Origin of the sequence: Nocardia vinacea NBRC 16497 (genome assembly GCF_000308835.1) — a bacterium.
Taxonomy (GTDB): domain Bacteria; phylum Actinomycetota; class Actinomycetes; order Mycobacteriales; family Mycobacteriaceae; genus Nocardia; species Nocardia vinacea.
In genome coordinates, this window is record NZ_BAGN01000410.1 from 1 (window position 1) to 16,200 (window position 16,200).

Annotated in this window: 14 protein-coding genes; 10 read left to right on the forward strand and 4 right to left on the reverse strand. The window is 62.4% G+C overall.

Annotated elements, in window-relative coordinates; translation table 11 throughout:
• Positions 1-367: 367 nt before the first annotated feature.
• Both ON44_RS39420 and ON44_RS39425 read left to right on the forward strand, forming a co-directional pair.
• Complete coding sequence (locus ON44_RS39420) at positions 368-1,612, forward strand: restriction endonuclease FokI C-terminal domain-containing protein (protein WP_506333359.1); 1,245 nt, start codon at positions 368-370, stop codon at positions 1,610-1,612.
• Between the two features lie 299 nt (positions 1,613-1,911).
• Positions 1,912-3,804, forward strand: coding sequence for a hypothetical protein (locus ON44_RS39425; RefSeq protein ID WP_157187538.1), 1,893 nt, complete (start codon positions 1,912-1,914; stop codon positions 3,802-3,804).
• Between the two features lie 512 nt (positions 3,805-4,316).
• Here the strand turns inward: ON44_RS39425 and ON44_RS39430 are convergent.
• Positions 4,317-5,231 (reverse strand): site-specific integrase, encoded by a 915-nt coding sequence (locus tag ON44_RS39430; protein ID WP_040699904.1) that lies wholly within the window; start codon positions 5,229-5,231, stop codon positions 4,317-4,319.
• Positions 5,232-5,495: 264 nt separating this feature from the next.
• Here ON44_RS39430 and ON44_RS39435 point away from each other — a divergent pair, with 264 nt between their 5' ends.
• Positions 5,496-5,900 carry a hypothetical protein gene (locus tag ON44_RS39435; RefSeq protein ID WP_218007749.1) on the forward strand — a complete coding sequence of 135 codons (405 nt, stop codon included), beginning with the start codon at positions 5,496-5,498 and terminating at the stop codon, positions 5,898-5,900.
• Between the two features lie 249 nt (positions 5,901-6,149).
• A complete protein-coding gene (locus tag ON44_RS39440) occupies positions 6,150-6,623 on the forward strand; it encodes a GNAT family N-acetyltransferase (protein WP_083898435.1) in 474 nt (157 codons plus the stop codon).
• 120 nt (positions 6,624-6,743) lie between these two features.
• On the opposite strand, the gene ON44_RS47490 is transcribed toward ON44_RS39440, so the two are convergent.
• Positions 6,744-7,253: a transposase gene (locus ON44_RS47490; RefSeq protein WP_169338151.1), complete on the reverse strand. Its 510-nt coding sequence runs from the start codon at positions 7,251-7,253 to the stop codon at positions 6,744-6,746.
• 252 nt (positions 7,254-7,505) lie between these two features.
• On the reverse strand, positions 7,506-7,685 hold the full coding sequence (locus tag ON44_RS39450; RefSeq protein ID WP_157187540.1) for a hypothetical protein: 180 nt from the start codon (positions 7,683-7,685) through the stop codon (positions 7,506-7,508).
• A 93-nt stretch (positions 7,686-7,778) separates the two neighbouring features.
• Between ON44_RS39450 and ON44_RS51045 the strand changes: the two genes are divergently transcribed.
• Positions 7,779-7,940, forward strand: coding sequence for a hypothetical protein (locus ON44_RS51045; RefSeq protein ID WP_157187541.1), 162 nt, complete (start codon positions 7,779-7,781; stop codon positions 7,938-7,940).
• Positions 7,941-8,246: 306 nt separating this feature from the next.
• On the opposite strand, the gene ON44_RS39460 is transcribed toward ON44_RS51045, so the two are convergent.
• Positions 8,247-9,176 (reverse strand): LysR family transcriptional regulator, encoded by a 930-nt coding sequence (locus ON44_RS39460; protein WP_083898436.1) that lies wholly within the window; start codon positions 9,174-9,176, stop codon positions 8,247-8,249.
• A 193-nt stretch (positions 9,177-9,369) separates the two neighbouring features.
• Here ON44_RS39460 and ON44_RS39465 point away from each other — a divergent pair, with 193 nt between their 5' ends.
• From ON44_RS39465 to ON44_RS39485, 5 genes are all read left to right on the forward strand, one after another.
• Positions 9,370-10,476, forward strand: coding sequence for a PrpF domain-containing protein (locus tag ON44_RS39465; RefSeq protein WP_174415244.1), 1,107 nt, complete (start codon positions 9,370-9,372; stop codon positions 10,474-10,476).
• 178 nt (positions 10,477-10,654) lie between these two features.
• The gene (locus tag ON44_RS39470) at positions 10,655-11,770 is read left to right on the forward strand and encodes an ABC transporter ATP-binding protein (protein WP_040699908.1); all 1,116 of its coding nucleotides are present in this window, start codon (positions 10,655-10,657) and stop codon (positions 11,768-11,770) included.
• A complete protein-coding gene (locus ON44_RS39475; protein WP_245567520.1) occupies positions 11,767-13,545 on the forward strand; it encodes an ABC transporter permease in 1,779 nt (592 codons plus the stop codon). Before ON44_RS39470 ends, ON44_RS39475 begins: the two co-directional genes overlap by 4 nt.
• Positions 13,545-14,648: an ABC transporter substrate-binding protein gene (locus ON44_RS39480; protein WP_051183047.1), complete on the forward strand. Its 1,104-nt coding sequence runs from the start codon at positions 13,545-13,547 to the stop codon at positions 14,646-14,648. The genes ON44_RS39475 and ON44_RS39480 overlap by 1 nt, the downstream gene beginning before the upstream one ends.
• Before the next feature lie 644 nt (positions 14,649-15,292).
• Positions 15,293-15,742, forward strand: a complete 450-nt coding sequence (locus tag ON44_RS39485) for a ricin-type beta-trefoil lectin domain protein (RefSeq protein WP_157187542.1) — start codon at positions 15,293-15,295, stop codon at positions 15,740-15,742.
• Positions 15,743-16,200 lie beyond the last annotated feature (458 nt).

Here is a 16,200-nt window from a genome sequence, read left to right on the forward strand (position 1 = left end):
GGGCAGAGCGAGAGCCCTGCGCCGAAGGCGCAGATCAGACAGGATTTCTATCCTTCGGTGCCGGGACTCTGCCGGGACTCAGTTGGTCCCGGCAGAGTCCCGGCACTGTCCCGTCATTCTCCCGGCACTAAGGGAGCGCGTTACGGTCGCATCCTTACTCGGCACAGGCCTGCTCGGTCCCGCTCGGATCCAGTCATAGGCCGCCGCTATGGGTTCCACGCTGGGTGTCGGCGTTGCGGCGTTCGCGCCGGTGGCCATGAGACTGGTTGCCCGGCAGTGGTTCACGCCATTCAGGGACGTGCGCAGATATTGCGTCGGTCCACTCGTCGGTTCCTGGTCGCCGGCATAGTATCGACGCGTGCCTGACATGAGTGGTGGAGCGCTACATTTTCTGAACGCACCAAACCTGAATGCGGTGCTAGACATTCCGTCGCCCAGCGGAGTCGATTACGCCTCGCTAGACATCGCGTACGTTGCAGATGGTGTAGAAGCGATTAAAGACGCATGGATACCCATCCTCAGGCGAGATAAATCGTTTTGTGAAACTCCATTGGAGGATTCTGATTCGCGGTGGCGAGAAGCGAGCCTGCGACTCGCTTATCATTTTGTTGCAGCGCTGCCATTTGCAGAACCTTGCTTCGCGAAAGGCAGAGGCGGAAGATGGACGCCGTTCTTGAAGTCCTTTCAGCGCGACATCTACATGGAAGATTCCGGCGCGGATACCTCCCTCGAGCGGCATATGATTTCCTACTTCTGTTCTGCATACTGGGGCGCTTTATTCACAGAGGTCGTCGGATCCGCTGTTGTCGGGCTCACTGAGAATGGGTGGGATCTGTTTATATTTTGGGACATGCAGAACATTTCCCAGATAGCGACAACTAGTCCGCATAAAGAACATCTCAAGATTGGTCACGTATTCGTCGAGGCCATCGCAAGACGGGCAAAGGATGCAGTCGAGAAGCGGGACGCACGGGATCGCTATCTGCGGGATAAGCTCTGGGGCCCACTTGTCAATACGCGGGAGATCGGGAAGTTGGCAAGACGCGATGAATCGGTTGTAACGCGATATGGGGACAAAGCGGTAGAGGAGCGCTTCGAACAGCAGTTGAGCGTTCTGTTTCAGTCATTTGGCTTTATCGTCGCAAGCACTTCACGGGGAGAAAGACGAGTTGACTTAATCTGTATCGCGACTCAAGCGGGCGCAATGCCTTTCACTGTACTTGTAGAAGCAAAGAGTACTGCGCGGGCCTATTCTTTGCCCACGAAGGACGCGAGGGCGCTTCAGGAGTATGTTGAAACTGTCAAGTATAAATTGAACACTTTTCCGCCGCTCAAGTTGGTTCTAATAGTAGGGCCGGAACCTGCAAGGACACTTGATTCCAAGCTTAGGACTTTAGAGTCTCAGGTCTCGGTACCTTTTCGATACTGTCGCGCCGAATTTTTATCAAATCTGAGAAGCGCATTCGCAGGCGCCCTACCGTCGGGCGTTTTTCTCGAAGCCGCATGCCGCGACTCGCAGGTGCTCACCAATGACACTTTCCGTGCGGTAGTTGAGCACATGCGAGGGAATGCGGAGGCTCATAATGAATTCGTTCGCCGAATGATTCAATAGCCTACAGGAGCCCAGCGGATATCTAACGCCTGGCCTGGTTGTGCTATCTCGTGAGGTTGGTGCCACCATCCGGCTGTTAGGGGGTGGGCGCAGATGCTCGGTCGGTGCCTCGAACGAATAGCAACCACCAACAGCACTCGATCGCCCACGTTCACCACGTACTGAGCCTCGTGGACGGAGTTATAATACCGCACCACTCGGAGGAGAAGGCGGGGATGGCGTTGGGGCGAAACATCGAGGATCGGCCTTACGATCGATCTTTGATGTCGTGAGTTTGACGTAAAGCGAAGGAACCTGTGATGGCTCGTGTGCCGTGGGCAGCTCTCGGGGGAGACGAGATCGAAGCCGTTGTATCTAATTTGCTGTACAACGAGCACCCCCGCGCGAAACGGATCCGGCCATCACAGGGGGACTACGGGCTAGATCTCATCGTTCCGCGGCTCGGAGATCGAGGCGAAGTATGGGACGTCTATCAGGTCAAGAAGTTCGCGTTGAACCTTACCGGCGATCAGAAGACACAGATCGAGAAGTCGTTTCGCCGACTCATGTTTGGGCTTGCACGCAAGGAAATTCCAGTCGGTGACTGGTACGTGGTGATGCCTCTGGATCCGACACCGGAGAACGTTACGTGGTTCGCGGCAATGCCCGACGACGTGATCGCTGACATGTTTGCCGACGAGCCGAGGCTGGCTGCCTCGGCTGAGGAGAAGCGAGACCCGCTCACCCCTGGCGAACGTGCGCAGATCGACCAGTGGCGGTCAGCCTCGGGGCGGATCGTTGACTGGAAGGGGTTGAATGCGTGCGAGGCCTGGGTTGCGAAGCACTGGTATGTCACCGATTACTACCTGAACGGCGGCAGCGAGCGCATTAGGAACGCGGTTGCCGACGTCGCGAAGATCCTCCAGCGCGACGAGAGTCTGGTCGATCAGGGCGATCAGACGGCTCTTCTTACGCCTGCGGAGTCCGAGGAGCATCTGCTGCGCCTTCAGTCGGCTCTCGATGGCGACCCGCATTTCCGCTACGGCGTCAGTCTTGATCCGCACGTCCCCGATCTCGTCGTCAACACTCCGGGGTTGATCGCCGCAACACAGAGAGTTGGTTCGGACGGTTCGTGTCTGACCTTTCGGATCTACGCTCGCTTCGACGAATCGCTCAATGAGCGACCTATTCCGATCAAGCTGAACTTCGCCATCGACGACCCGGAGTTCGACCAAGCTGCGTACGACAGTTGGCGCAAGTACGGGACGCCACTCAGCGCACCAGCAGCCTTCGAGATAGATCTTCCGGGTGGGCTCGGCAGCAAAGCCGAGGCTGTACAGGTGCAGGTCACGCAGGCGGACAGCAAGCAGCACGAGATTCGGGTCCGGGTTGTAACCAACGACGGCACGGTGGTACCCGACGTGCGATTGGAGATGAAATCCTCGATCGGTCCGGACAGAACCGGGGTGCGGATCGATGGGACGGATCAGTCTGGCTTGTTGGTGACGCACGGGACCCTCGACGGCGAGTCAAATGTCAGTAACTTGCAATTCAAGCTGCGGAAGGTCAGCGGTGCTGAGATAGGCGAAGCATGGCCTGCAATCGCGCTGATAGCGTCTATGACCTACCCGAACATGGTGCAGGTTGCGGGGAAGTACGGTCCATTTCTGGATTTGCAGAGAGTGCCAGAAGGAGTGGTAATGATCGCTCCCGCCGAGTTCGCCTACCTCCGTGCACTCAATTGCATCCAAACACGCACGGCTACACCGATTCGCATTCCGCGTTTGGATGAGGTCACGGTTGACGAGATCCGCGATGCACTGCATGCCGAGGCGATGATCGAGGGCCAGGTCGTGGTCACGGCGTGGCAGCCTTTCGAACTTGAGTCGCACATTGTTGCCCAACTCGATCCTGCGGGCAGCTACGAACTGGTACTCGAAGGGGCCTACAGGCTCTCGATCGGTGACCAGGAGGTCGCAATTACGGACACCGTCACCCTGAAGTTGCTGTCGGCGAAGCTGGACGACCTCGTCGGCGGCCGAGTTGTGCCCGACCTCAACAACACGAGTCACCAGTGGATCCACGGATCGGCTATGCCCCCCGAGGGGCGACGCCGAGTTCTTAGTCGTCGGATCGATCGGCAGGACTGCCACGAAGCACCGCAGGATCGAAATCGCAGCGCCGACGAGGAAGTGGGAGAGGTGGACGACTGAGCACCTTCGGCTGAATAGGCACGCAGGGAGTGCACGGCACCTTCAGTCTCCGCCAGCCCAGCTCGACGAACGCGACCAAGAACTCGCCGCCGCTGCGCCGCCAACCGGGAATTGTTGGCCAACATGAACAAACGCCATTGACGCAGCCAGCGTCGCGACCGATCCAGTCTCGAAGTCGGCAAGCGGGCCTTGTGCATTGGTGTCAGCGGTCGGTCGCTGCGGTAGGTCGCGACGGGCGGCGCCTTCCACCGTGAATCCGGGGACCAGATGGGGACCACACGTCCCGCGCGACAATGAACATTGCGAGGGCGCAGGCGGACTGGGCCCGGATGCGAACCGTGCGTGACGTGCACAAAGGCGTGGTGATCAGTCCTGGGGGTCAGGTGGTCGCAGGTTCAAATCCTGTCAGCCCGACAAAGAAACCCCTTCCGACCTCGGTCGGAAGGGGTTTTCTGATCTCAGGTTCGGGCTGGGATTTGAGCGGATCGCATCAAAATGTCATATTTTCGAGCTCATTCGCCGCGTGCCCATCGTTCGAGGACGTCCCGGTTGTCGGGAACGGTCTCGGGGATGTCGATGTAGTGGCCCTTGGCCACCGCGGTGGTGTTGCCCAGTTGCCGGGCTGCCCGTTCTGGGTCGCCGTACTCGCGATCGACCTCGGTGGCGGCGCCCTTGCGGAAGGTTCGCGGGGTGATCCATGCGAAGGTTTCGCCGCGGGCAGCGCGCCAGGTCCGGCCGAAGTTGTTCGGGTTGCGCACTGTCCCGACCGGGGAGGGGGAGAGCAAGCCCATCGGGTTCGGCTGCCCTGAGGTTTTCAGGTAGTCGATGGCCTCGCGGATGGCTTCGATGGTGTGTTTCGGCAACAGGATTCGGCGCCATCCGTTTTCGGTCTTCGGTGCGGGCTTGCGGGCCCATCCGCCGGTGCCTTTGCCCTTCTGCTCGACCAGGGTTCCGGTGATGTCCAGGTAAGGGTCTTCGGCCTCGAGATCGATATCGCCGAGGAGCAGCGCGAATACCTCGTGGGGGCGCATGCCGGTTCCGGTGATCACGTCGATCACCCATACCACTGCCCAGTCCCGCGCTGGTCCGGTCGTGTAGGCCGGAGTCCCGGGAATCGCCTCACCGCGAGCCCATGCGCGGACCTGGGCGCGGAAGGCTGGCAGCGCGTGCTGGTCTTGGACCTTGCCGCGGGCTTGCTTCTTGCGCCTGGTGAATGCGCCGACGCCGTCGATCGGGTTCGTCTCGACGGCGCCGTGGCGGACGGCGATCTGCATCATGGCGCGCAGGACGATCTTGTGCTGCTTGGCTTTGCGGCGCAGCCCCAGGCTCACCAGCCGTTTGAGGTGCCGGTCCAATTCTCCGGCGGTCGCTTGCCAGACTTGGAGGTTGCCCAGGGAGTTCTCGATCTTGGCGGATGGTGACAGCATCCCTGCTGGGATCGCAGATCGCGACGACAAACTACTGACGCAGATGGAATCACTCTCGGGCGGTGCGAGTCGGTTGCGGTCGTCCGATGCTTCCACGACAGCCAGAGGGGAACGGGAAATTTCGCAACAGAGTGAACCATCATGTGGTGCACAGCGTTTCTTCTGGTAAGCCGTCGACGGTGTGTCTATAGCGTCGAGTGCCGTTCGGAGATCTTGCGCTACCCGCGTACGCGAGACTGCATTTCAAGAAGAAGAGGTTTCTACGTGATCAACGCCAAGAAGACAATTGCCGTGTGTGCGAGCGTAATCGGAATCACTGCCGGGATGGCGGTATTCCTCCCCGCGACGGCATCCGCGGCAACCTACGGTGGTCAGTGCGGTAAGGGATATGACGTGATCGATTCGCACGACATCGTCGGTGGCACCGCCTTTCTGACCTACAACGGTAAGAACAATTGCGTTGTCACCGTCCGGGACCAGCCGGGGAAACCCGTGCGGATGGGCGCCGGGCTCCGGCGGTCAGGGGATAGTCGCGCCGTAGTCGTCGACGACGCCGAATACACCGAGTTCGCGGGTCCGGTGAAGGTCGAGGCAAAGGGCGAATGCATCGACTGGGGCGGCCTCATCGGTGATGACGAGTGGCAGGTATTCAAAGTGCACTGCGGCTGAACGGCACGTGCCCGTACCTGCTCATACCAGGCCGGTACGGGCTCGTGCGCAGGGGGCTGGCGGCAGCACCGATGCGTACTAGCGCCACACGGACATACTCAATTCGGCATGTGCCTGCGTCGCCGGAGCTGGCTCTGGCAGTGTCCGAGATCCGTTGGCGGACAACCGCTCCACGGGTGCGTGTGAGTGTGCGCTTTGTCGTCCTCGAGCCTGCAGTGAAGGCAGCAGTCGGCGAGCTATTCCCCAACATTGGATATCCGAGGATGCCAGCAGTGTGGGGGCACCTATGTTGATCCGTCCCACCGGGGCCAAGGCGTCGCCGATGGCTTGTGCGCAGAGCTATTCAAGTGGGCCGCTGAGGAAGCCGGCGTCGACTGGCTCGGCCTGCATGTACGCGATTCCAACACCCAAGCGATCCGGTTGTATGTCCGCCAGGGGTTTCGCGTTGTTTCGCGCAGCCACCATCCCGAACTGGGCGTGAGCTCGTTGGTCATGGTCCAACCGATTACCCAGGCCGACCGCAGGCAACCTAGATCGGATGTGTCCGTTACTGCTGGCCGAACCACCTCGCTGGAGGTCGACTCGCCCGCCACCGGATCAATCCTGGTTCTCAAAGGTAGCCGGACGAAGGATCGTTACCGCCGTGAATCCACCGACACGATGACTACTGACGACCGTCTGCGCACTACCTTCGGCGACGCGGCATCATCAACCGGCACCTGATCGACATCATCGCCGGACGTGCGCGGAATCTCGGTGGATGGTTCAGCGCCGACGACGGCTGCAAATGCCAGGTACCTGCGCCGGATGCGGTTGCCCCACTTCAGGTTTCGGATGGTTCGGTTACAGCGGTGCGGAGCGCCACCAATCGATGAGTTCGTCCACCGAGTGGTTGGTCCAGAAGGAATCGATCCGACATTGGCTGCGCTGTGAATCGTCGAATCTGACAGTGATGTCGGTCCTCCCGCTTGTGTCGTCGTGGCGCCACAGAGTGACTGTTCCGGAGGCGCGCGGCAATCTTTCCAGGAGCCTGTACTCGGGTCCCACCGGATCGACATATGGTTGATCGGCGGCCGAAGAGTAGGCCTTGTCGGCGATCACCACTCGCGGATTGCGTCGAGGCGGCCCACCCTTGAGGCGCGGCACGACCATCGTGTCGAGCAACGGCGCCAATACAAGAGCGTCGTTGGCCTGCCCAACGGTCACCAGCACTGCCAAGCCGCGCCCATCGGTGACCAGGTGCACTTTCATGGCCAACCCGGCATGGGATCGCCCCACCAGCCGGTTGTTTGGGACGGATTGAAAGACAACCAGTTCTGGCAGCCATGGTTGTGGAAAGGCGAGAAATTCCAAGCCATCAAAGACATCAAACTACGCGAAATGGACTTCTGGGTCGGCGACTGACACACCCGAACGGCGCCGATCAATGTCCGCTGGATAGCCGTTCCAACGTCGCTACGGCCGTCGGTTCGATCAGGCGCCTACCAGTACGCAGAAATCGGGCAGGCCGGCAGAGCTGTTGAAAATGTCCATGCTACTTCGCTTTTCAAGCAGCAGCGGGTCCTTCGGGCGCTTGGCAGTACCCCTGCGCGCCTTTCGCCGCGCTCATCCGGGCGTGACCTGCCAGCCCGCCGCGACGAGCAGCACCAGTGACGCCGCTACCGCCGGTGCGCCGACCGGCCACAGCATCGCGGTCAGAACCAACGGGCGCGGCCGCGGGCCAGCGGCGCGGACACACGCCGAAACCGAACTGACCACAGTGATCACCGAGATCCATGTCGCCACCTGCGGCACCTAGGGTGCTCGACGCGTGCATGCCGAGGTTTGGCTGGGAAGGGGAATCCGGTTGGACCGCAAGCGGGTTGAACGGTCGATGCAGTGATCCTGCGGCCGAACTCATCGGATCTGGCCAACCTGCGCTTCACCGTCGATGCCTCGGATCTGTTGTGGTGCATGGACATCAGCACCGCACCCCTTGAGGGCTGGGTCTATTGCGCGGTCGTGCTGTGGGTTCCTTGGTACGCGGTCAAGCCAGCGTAGTAGTGGATGTGATGGTCTTTTCGGTGTGTGTGAGGTGGTCTTGTAGTTCGGCGTGCCGGAATTGGTAGACCGCTCCGGTGGTGCGGAGCAGGCGGAGCCAGTGCGCATCGTCGAGAAACCGATGTGCCCTCCACGGCAACTTTCCCCTGACGGCCGGCCAGCGGGTTGTTACGACGAAACCGAACCAGGCTGGCTCGTGCATCAGCGCGAACACCACCGCGCCCACTCGCACTGACACCCCACCAGTTTCACCTTCCCGCGCTGCGCAGGCCTTCACAACCGACGAAATTCCCTTCGGGGAACGCGCTAGTAGCGGCGGCCCGTGAGGGATCGTTCGACAAAGCCTTTGGCGACTTCCTCGAACGTCTCGAGGAGTGTGTTCGCGGCTGGCGTGAGACGCTGTTCGGCCAAGTGCGCGAGTAGAACTCGCCGGGATGGAGCTCCGTCGGTCAGCGGAATCACGCGGACGTCCTCTCGCAGATTCGACAGCGCAAGTCGGGGCGCCAGCGAAACACCGAGGTCGACCGCCACCATCGCCTGCGCTTCCTGATAATCGTTGGCCGCGAATGCGACGACAGGGGTGAATCCTGCTGCGTTGCAAGCCCTTTCCAGGGCGAGCCCGACCGGATGCTGGTCCGCACGAATAATCCATTGCTCATCGGCGAGTTCGTGCATCGCGATCGTTTTCCGATCCGCGAAGCGATGGTTGACCGATACGACGAGCGTCGGTGGATCGATCAGGAGTTCATGCACCGCGAGCTCCTGATCGTCGACGCGAGCCCATTCATAGTCCCAGAGCAGCGACAGTTCGACCTCACGCGTATCGAGCATGGCACGCAATTGCGCGAATCGGGAGCTGCGCACAGTCAGCGCCACAGCTGGATGACGAGCCTTGAACAGTTTGACCACCGACGGCAACAGGCTGGATCCGGCCGTGGGAAATGTTCCGATCCGCACGGTGCCCGAGCGGAGTCCAGCGATGTCGTCGAGCTCTCTGCGCGCGGCAAGCAGTTGAGTCTCGATGCGCTCGGCACGACGAGCCAGCGTTGCCCCCGCCTCGGTCAGCCGGATGCCGCGCGCATGCCGCTCCAGCAGCGGTTGGCCGGCCTCGTTCTCGAGCTTGGCAATCTGCTGGGAGACCGCGGAGGTCGTGTAGCTGAGCCTGGCCGCGGCTGCCGTGATGGAGCCCGCGCGCACCACCTCGATCAGCAGCAACAGGCGACGAGGGTCGAGCACGGCGCAGCCCCAGAGTTTAGTAGAAGTTAAGTCTCATCGAGATTTTCGAAATTGTACTCCAGTCTCCGATGACGCACGCTTGTCCCTGTCACCGTGACTCACCTCATGAACAGGTTCGGCGTGTGCGGTGCTTCACAATTCTCTTCACGAGCGAAAGGCGGCCGGACTGGTGTTCACACTCCGCGGGACCTGGATGCGCGGAGGGACCAGCAAGTGCTGGCTCTTCAACGCGGTGGATGTAGACCCCTTGATCGTCCCGGCGGGCGGGGTCGACGCGATCCTGACATCGGCCTTCGGTTCGGGCGACCCCCGCCAACTCGACGGTGTCGGCGGCGGCAGTTCCACCACATCGAAGGCCGCGATCGTCCGGCGCTCCAGCACGCGCGGCATCGACATCGACTATCTGTTCGCCCAGGTGGCGATCGGGGACCGGCGAGTCGAATGGGGCAGCAACTGCGGAAACTGCGCGACAGCGATCGGCCTGTACGCGCTGCAAGCAGGGCTCGTCCCGGTCGACGCCGAGACCACGACGGTGCGCATGCGCAATCAGAACACGGGAGCGATCCTCACCGCCGAGATTGCCACCCCGGGTGGGATCGCCCCCGCCGAGGGCACTGCCGCGGTCCCGGGCACCAGCGCGCTCGGCGTCCCGGTCTCGCTGACCTTCACCGACCTGGCCGCCGACCACCGATCACTGCTGCCGACCGGTGCGGCATGGGACCGGCTCACGGTCGGTGACAACGACTACCGAGCCACCCTGGTTAGCGCCGGTGCCCCCGCCGCGCTGCTCGATGCCGCCGACCTGGGGCTGACCGGCGCCGAGGACAATCAGGTGATCGCCGAGCACGTGCCCCTGCTCATCGCGCTACGCGGAGAATCCTCGCTGCGGATGGGACTCAACCGAGCCGGGGCTCCCGTTTCGCACGCGATCCCGAAAGTCGGCATCGTCGGCACACCACGTGACTACCGCACCAGCGCGGGGGTACTTATCACTGCCGAGGAATACGACGTGTCGGTCCGGATGGTCTCCATGCTCGCGCCGCATCCCGCGATCGGGCTCACCTCGGCTGTTGCGGTGGCGGCCGCGGTGACCGTGCCCGGCAGCGTTGTCGCCGACAATGCCCGCATCCGGTGGCCCGGGTCCCTGCGACTGGGCACCGCAGCCGGTGTCCTGCACCTCGACATCGCCGCGACACCGGACGCAGGCCTCGAATCCGTCACCTTGCACCGAGCCGCGAGGCGCATCGCTACCGCAGAGCTCTTCGTCACGCCGCCGACGGTCCTGGCCGGATCCGCATGACGGTCAGGCTCCGGCGAGCCTCCGGGAATTCTGATGCGAACTGCCGAATCACCACAGCTCGACGAGGTGGTCGACGACAATCGGCCCCAAGCCGACCGCATTGCCCGGGCCGATCCATCACCACCGGGCGAATAGTCGGCGAACTCATGGACATTGATGTCCAGGATGAAGGAAACACATGAAAGTCACGATCGACAACCTGACTCTCGCGTACGCGGGCAACACCGTGGTGCGCGACCTCGACCTCGATATCGCCGACGGCGAATCACTGGTTCTGCTCGGGCAATCCGGATGCGGCAAGACCAGCACCATGCGGTGCATCGCCGGACTCGAAACCCCCGACGCCGGACGGATCGCCATCGGTGATCGAGTTGTCCACGATTCAACGAAAGGCCGCACCGTTCCGCCGCACAAGCGCAATGTCGGGATGGTGTTCCAGTCGTACGCGGTCTGGCCGCACCGCACCGTATTCGAGAATGTCGCGTTCTCGTTGCGGATGCAGAAGGTCGCGAAGCAGGAGATCCGTACGCGGGTGCTCGAGGCCTTGGATCTGGTGGGTCTGCGGGAGTTGGCCGACCGCGGCGCCAGCCTGCTCAGCGGCGGGCAGATGCAGCGGGTCGCGCTCGCTCGCAGCCTGGTCATGCGCCCGAGCGTGCTGCTGCTCGATGAGCCGCTGTCCAACCTCGACGCTCGTCTGCGTGAACGCCTTCGAATGGAATTGCGCGAGTTGCAACTGCGACTCGGGCTGACCACCGTCTACGTCACCCATGACCAGGTCGAGGCGTTCGCCCTGGCCGACCGCATCGCGCTCATGCACAAGGGGCGCATCGTGCAGATCGGCACTCCGGAGGAGATCTACACCAAGCCGACCTGCGCCTCGATCGCGGACTTCCTCGGTGTCGGCAATATCTTCCGCTGCACGCCCAGCACCGGAGAACGCGGTGCGGTCGAGTTGACCGACTTTCCGTCCATCGCGGTCCGAATCGATGCCACACCAGCCGAATCCGGACCGGTCATCGTCTGTCTGCGCCCCGAGGATCTGCTGGTCACGGCGGTGGACGAGAGCACACCGACCGGACAGTCCTGGACCGGCCGCGTCGAAGTCGCCAGTTATCAGGGCGCCTCGATCCGCTACCGGGTGACACTGGATGACGGTCCCGAAGTGGAGGCTATCGCCACCGGCCACACCAGCCGGGTTCTCGGGATCGGGGAGCGCGCGGTGGTAACCGCCATCCCGGGTGGCGCCCAGGTGCTGCGCGATGACCGCGTCGAGACGACGGCGGTGCCCGCATGAGTGCCCTCGACACCGGGCCGACCACGGAACAGCCTCGCTCCGAATATATGGAGCCCGAACGGAAATCCACGGCGTCCCGATTCAAGCGGCCCCGGCCGCGCCGCTGGTTCCCGGTGTTGCTGCAATTGGCTCTGCTCGCGCTCATTGTGTTGTGCCCGATGTTCTTCATCGTCATGGGCGCGTTCACCGATAAGATCGAACGCACCTCGCTGTTCGACTTCGGCGACTTCACCCTGGACAACTTCCGCGTGCTCGGCTCCGACACCGCGCGATCGGCGATGCTGAACTCGGCCGCCGTCGGGATCGGCGCGTCACTGCTGGCGCTGGCGATCGGCTGCACGCTCGCCTTCTTGGCGGCCCGCACCGACATCCCCGGACGAAAACTCATCTACGGCATCGGAATCGCCCCACTGTTCCTGCCCGCACTCGTCGGCTCGCTGGCGTGGGTACTGCTGGGCGGGCCCGCCACCGGCTACCTCAATCTGGCTTTGAACAGCATCGGACTGCCCAATGCGATCAATATCTACAGCTTCGGCGGAATGATCTTCGTCCTCGGCCTCTACTACGCGCCGTACCCGTTTCTCATGGTGCACTCGGCGCTGTCGCTGATGAACCCCGATCTCGAGGACGCGGCCAGTCTGCACGGGGCCAAGCTCACCCAGATGCTGCGCAAGGTCACTTTCCCGCTGGTCATGCCCGCCGTCGTCGGCTCGGGCATCCTCGTCTTCGCTCTATCCGTAGAGAACTTTCCGGTCGGTCAGGTCATCGGTGTAGCAGGCGGCATCGACACGTTGCCGACCATGATCTACCGGCTGATGAACGCCTCGCCCGCCCGTTCCAATGACGCGGCCGCCGTCGCTGTCGTGCTCACGGTGCTGCTGGTTGTCGTGGTCGCGTTCCAACAGCGGGCGATGGCCGGTAAGCAGTACACGACCGTCACGGGCAAAGGTGTGCGGGCCCGCAAGGTTCCGCTGCGCGGGTGGCGCGTTCCCGCTGCCGTCTTCGCCTGGGTGTATTGCGCTCTGGCCGTGGTGCTTCCGGTATTCGCGCTCGTTCTCGCGAGCTTGCAGACCAGTCCATATGTCGCCGACCTCGGGCAGTTGGGCCGCCCCGGTGCATTGTCCTTGTGGGGGATGGGACAGACACTGAAGAATCCCGACTTCCACCACGTCGTGGTCAACAGTGTCACCGTCGGCGTCGCGACCGCCACGATCGGCACCGCGCTCTGCTTCGCCCTCGCCTACACCCGGTATCGCACCAACGCACCCGGCCGCAAGCTCCTCGAATACCTCGCCATGCTGCCGCTCGCCGTGCCCGCCGTCGTGCTCGGACTCGGCCTGCTGTGGACCTGGCTGGCCATGCCGATACCGGTCTACGGAACCCTCGCCGTCCTGGTCATCGCCTTCGTCGCGGTGTTCATGCCGCAGGGATACCGCGGTGTGTCGGCCTCGATCATCCAGCTCGACAAAGACCTCGAAGACAGCGCGGTCATGCTCGGCGCACGCAGACATCGAGCCATCAGCTTCGTCACCGCACCGCTGCTGCGGGTCGGACTCTCCTCCACCTTCCTGTTGCTGTTGATGCTGTCCATGCGGGAACTCACCGCGGCGCTGTTCTTGTTCACCTCCGACACCCGATTGTTGTCGATCGCGATCTTCGACGCCTACGACAACGGCTCCTTCCAAGCCGCGGCCGAACTCGGCCTGCTGTATTGCGTCGTCATCGCCACCCTCGCCGTGCTGTCGCGCCGTCTCGGATCCAAGGAAACCGTCTGATGAAGAAGATCATGATCGGGCTGAGCGCCGTCTTCCTGGCTGCACTCACCGCCTGTGCGCCGCCCCCGGCAGGCCCACCATTGGCCCGGCCGGCCCAGAGCATCCAACGAGACGACGTTCTGATCATCAACGGCGAGCAGATCGCCGACCAGAGCCTCTGGAAACAAGCCAGGGCCGAGGGCAAGCTCACCCTCTACAGCGGCTACACCCAAGCCAGCGAAGCCACACTGCTGCACCAATTCGAAGCCGACACCGGTATCAAGGTCAAACAGATCCGGCTGACCCCCAACCGCCTGTACGAGCGAATCGTCGCCGAGCACGGCGCAGGCAAACTCAAGGCCGACGTCGTGCGCATCTCCGACGCCGGATTCGCGCACGGCCTCGCCGAGCGGGGCGTCTTGCAGCCCTACCAGCCGTCGACCGCAACGAACCTGCACGACGATGTGATCTTCGAGGGCGGCGGATACTACCGCACCTTCGACCCTGTCTACACCTTCGGCTATAACACCGCGCTGGTCCACACCGACGCCGCGCCGACCAGTTGGCGATCACTACTGGACGGCCGGTGGTCCAACAAGCGCGGAATCGCCCAAGCCGGTGCGGGCGGCAGCGCTCTCGCGCTGACCCGATTCCAGCGGGCCACGCTCGGCGACGACTACCTCCGCCAATATGCTTCCGGAGCAAGGGTTTTCGATTCGATCGGGGCCCAGCTCGACGCGCTGGCCCGCGGCCAGATCGACGTGGGCACCGTTGTCGTCAGCGCCGTCAATATCGCGAACAACGCCAACGCGCCGGTGAAGTTCGTCGTCCCGGAGGAGGGCGTCACGGCATACGACTACTACACCGGGGTCGCCTCGACCGCGACGAACACCGCTGCCGCCAAACTGTTCCTCAACTGGAATCTCTCCAAACGTGGCCAGCAGGTCTTCGCCGACATGGGCGAGTATTCGGTCCGCACCGACATCGCCGCACCCAATGTGCGCGGCGTGCAATTGCCCGACTTCACCGACTCCAAGGTGCACCGAATCACCCCCACCGAGTCCATCGGCAACGCCGCCACCGACCAACGGGCCTGGAACGCGATCTTCGGCTACAACCAATAGACGCGAACCACGACCGCCCACCGCGTCACAACCTGACGCGGTGGGCGGTTCTGATGCCCAGGAACACCCTCGATGGACCCGGATGCACTCAACTTCCGTACCTCCTCTTCGAGGCAGCGACTGACTTCGCGCCTGAGCGCCCATACCTCATCTGGACCGAGGACGACACTGCAATCAGCTATCAGGACTTCGCCTACTCAACCGGGCCGCCAATGACACGCCGAACATCCGCTGGCCCTAGGCACCATCGGCGAGAATCCGGGAGTGGGCCTCGGCTGGGGCAAACTACCGCTACGCCCTGCTGAAACCGATGCAGCCGGAGTTCGGTCCGGTGTGTCACCACGATCTGCTGCAATCGCTTGCGTGTTGCCGCCAAGCCCTCAATCCGCGCTTTGTGGCCTACGCCCAGCGACTCGTAGATCGTGCCTGCGCGGGGCCGGACAGGGCCGTGGCAGGGTCAGACGGCGCGCAGAGATGCCAAGGGGGTGATCTTGCTGGATGCGTGGAATTCGGTTCGGTGGGGTGGCGAGCTTGGTTTACTTGATCTTGGAGATTCGCCCTGGACGACGACTACGACATCAGCGCAGCGTGTACCGGCGGTTGGAAGCTCGGTGGCGGAGCGCTCACACAGTGAGGACAAGACCATGGCTGAGCTGACCGACGGCACATACAAGATCATCCACAACGATCGCGATAGTCTGGTGATGACGCTCGACCCTCACGATCGGGTCAGTGTGATCTTGCCAGCACCTGAACAGGGCAACTACGGGCCGCTCCAGGAGTGGACGGTTCAGACTGTGGGAGATGGCGAGTTCATCCTCAGCAATAAACTGACAGGCGCCGAAGTCGCATTCGAAGGCTGGGGGAGCCCTATCAAGTGTCAGGGTCATCCTGGTTTGAAATGGGCCCTCTACAACCATCACGACTCTGATGATGCAGTAGTTATCGGCATTCGTGGTGACCACTCGATGACAGATCCTAATCCTGAGGCCATGCTCTTGCCTCAGATGTGGGTGGAGCAAGGGAATAGGGTCTTGCTGGTCGAAGGCGACACCACGGCAGATGGCTCTTTTTGGCACTTCCAGGCGGTATAGACAAACCACAGCCAGGACACGCCGGGATAAGCACCGATCGAGCAGGCCCGCGCGGAAACCCCGTCTCGAAGTCACCGAGAACAGGTGACTGTACTGGGGACGCGGACCGGTAACTGGAACAGCCTGGTACTTGGGGGATTTCGATCTATCGGGCCCGTCGGCTGAGGGTGCGGGTGCTGGCTCCGATCGTCTTCCCGAGTTCGGCCAGCGTGGCGTTGTCAGCCGGCTTCCCCTACAGCATCCGGGCGGTGCGACTGCACTGCGCTTGTTTCGCCACCGGAGGTGGCGTCCGCCGGACGGCCACACATGTGACGTCACATCGACGACCAGGCGAGGTTGGCGGTGAACAGGCATCAGTTGGCTTTCTATCGGTAGCAAGCCACACCTTGATCTGGTGATACTTCCTCGATGCGGAGTGGTCTTCAGTCGCGCAGAGCGCCCGACCGAACCACATGTCA

What these genes read in the sequence shown, in the direction of transcription:
- ON44_RS39430 (WP_040699904.1), bottom strand. Translation starts at nt 5,231, where the DNA reads ATGCTGTCACCATCCGCCAAGATCGAGAACTCCCTGGGCAACCTCCAA.
- ON44_RS39480 (WP_051183047.1), top strand. Translation starts at nt 13,545, where the DNA reads ATGAAGAAGATCATGATCGGGCTGAGCGCCGTCTTCCTGGCTGCACTC.
- ON44_RS39465 (WP_174415244.1), top strand. Translation starts at nt 9,370, where the DNA reads ATGCGCGGAGGGACCAGCAAGTGCTGGCTCTTCAACGCGGTGGATGTA.
- ON44_RS39470 (WP_040699908.1), top strand. Translation starts at nt 10,655, where the DNA reads ATGAAAGTCACGATCGACAACCTGACTCTCGCGTACGCGGGCAACACC.
- ON44_RS39420 (WP_506333359.1), top strand. Translation starts at nt 368, where the DNA reads ATGAGTGGTGGAGCGCTACATTTTCTGAACGCACCAAACCTGAATGCG.
- ON44_RS39475 (WP_245567520.1), top strand. Translation starts at nt 11,767, where the DNA reads ATGAGTGCCCTCGACACCGGGCCGACCACGGAACAGCCTCGCTCCGAA.
- ON44_RS39485 (WP_157187542.1), top strand. Translation starts at nt 15,293, where the DNA reads ATGGCTGAGCTGACCGACGGCACATACAAGATCATCCACAACGATCGC.
- ON44_RS39425 (WP_157187538.1), top strand. Translation starts at nt 1,912, where the DNA reads ATGGCTCGTGTGCCGTGGGCAGCTCTCGGGGGAGACGAGATCGAAGCC.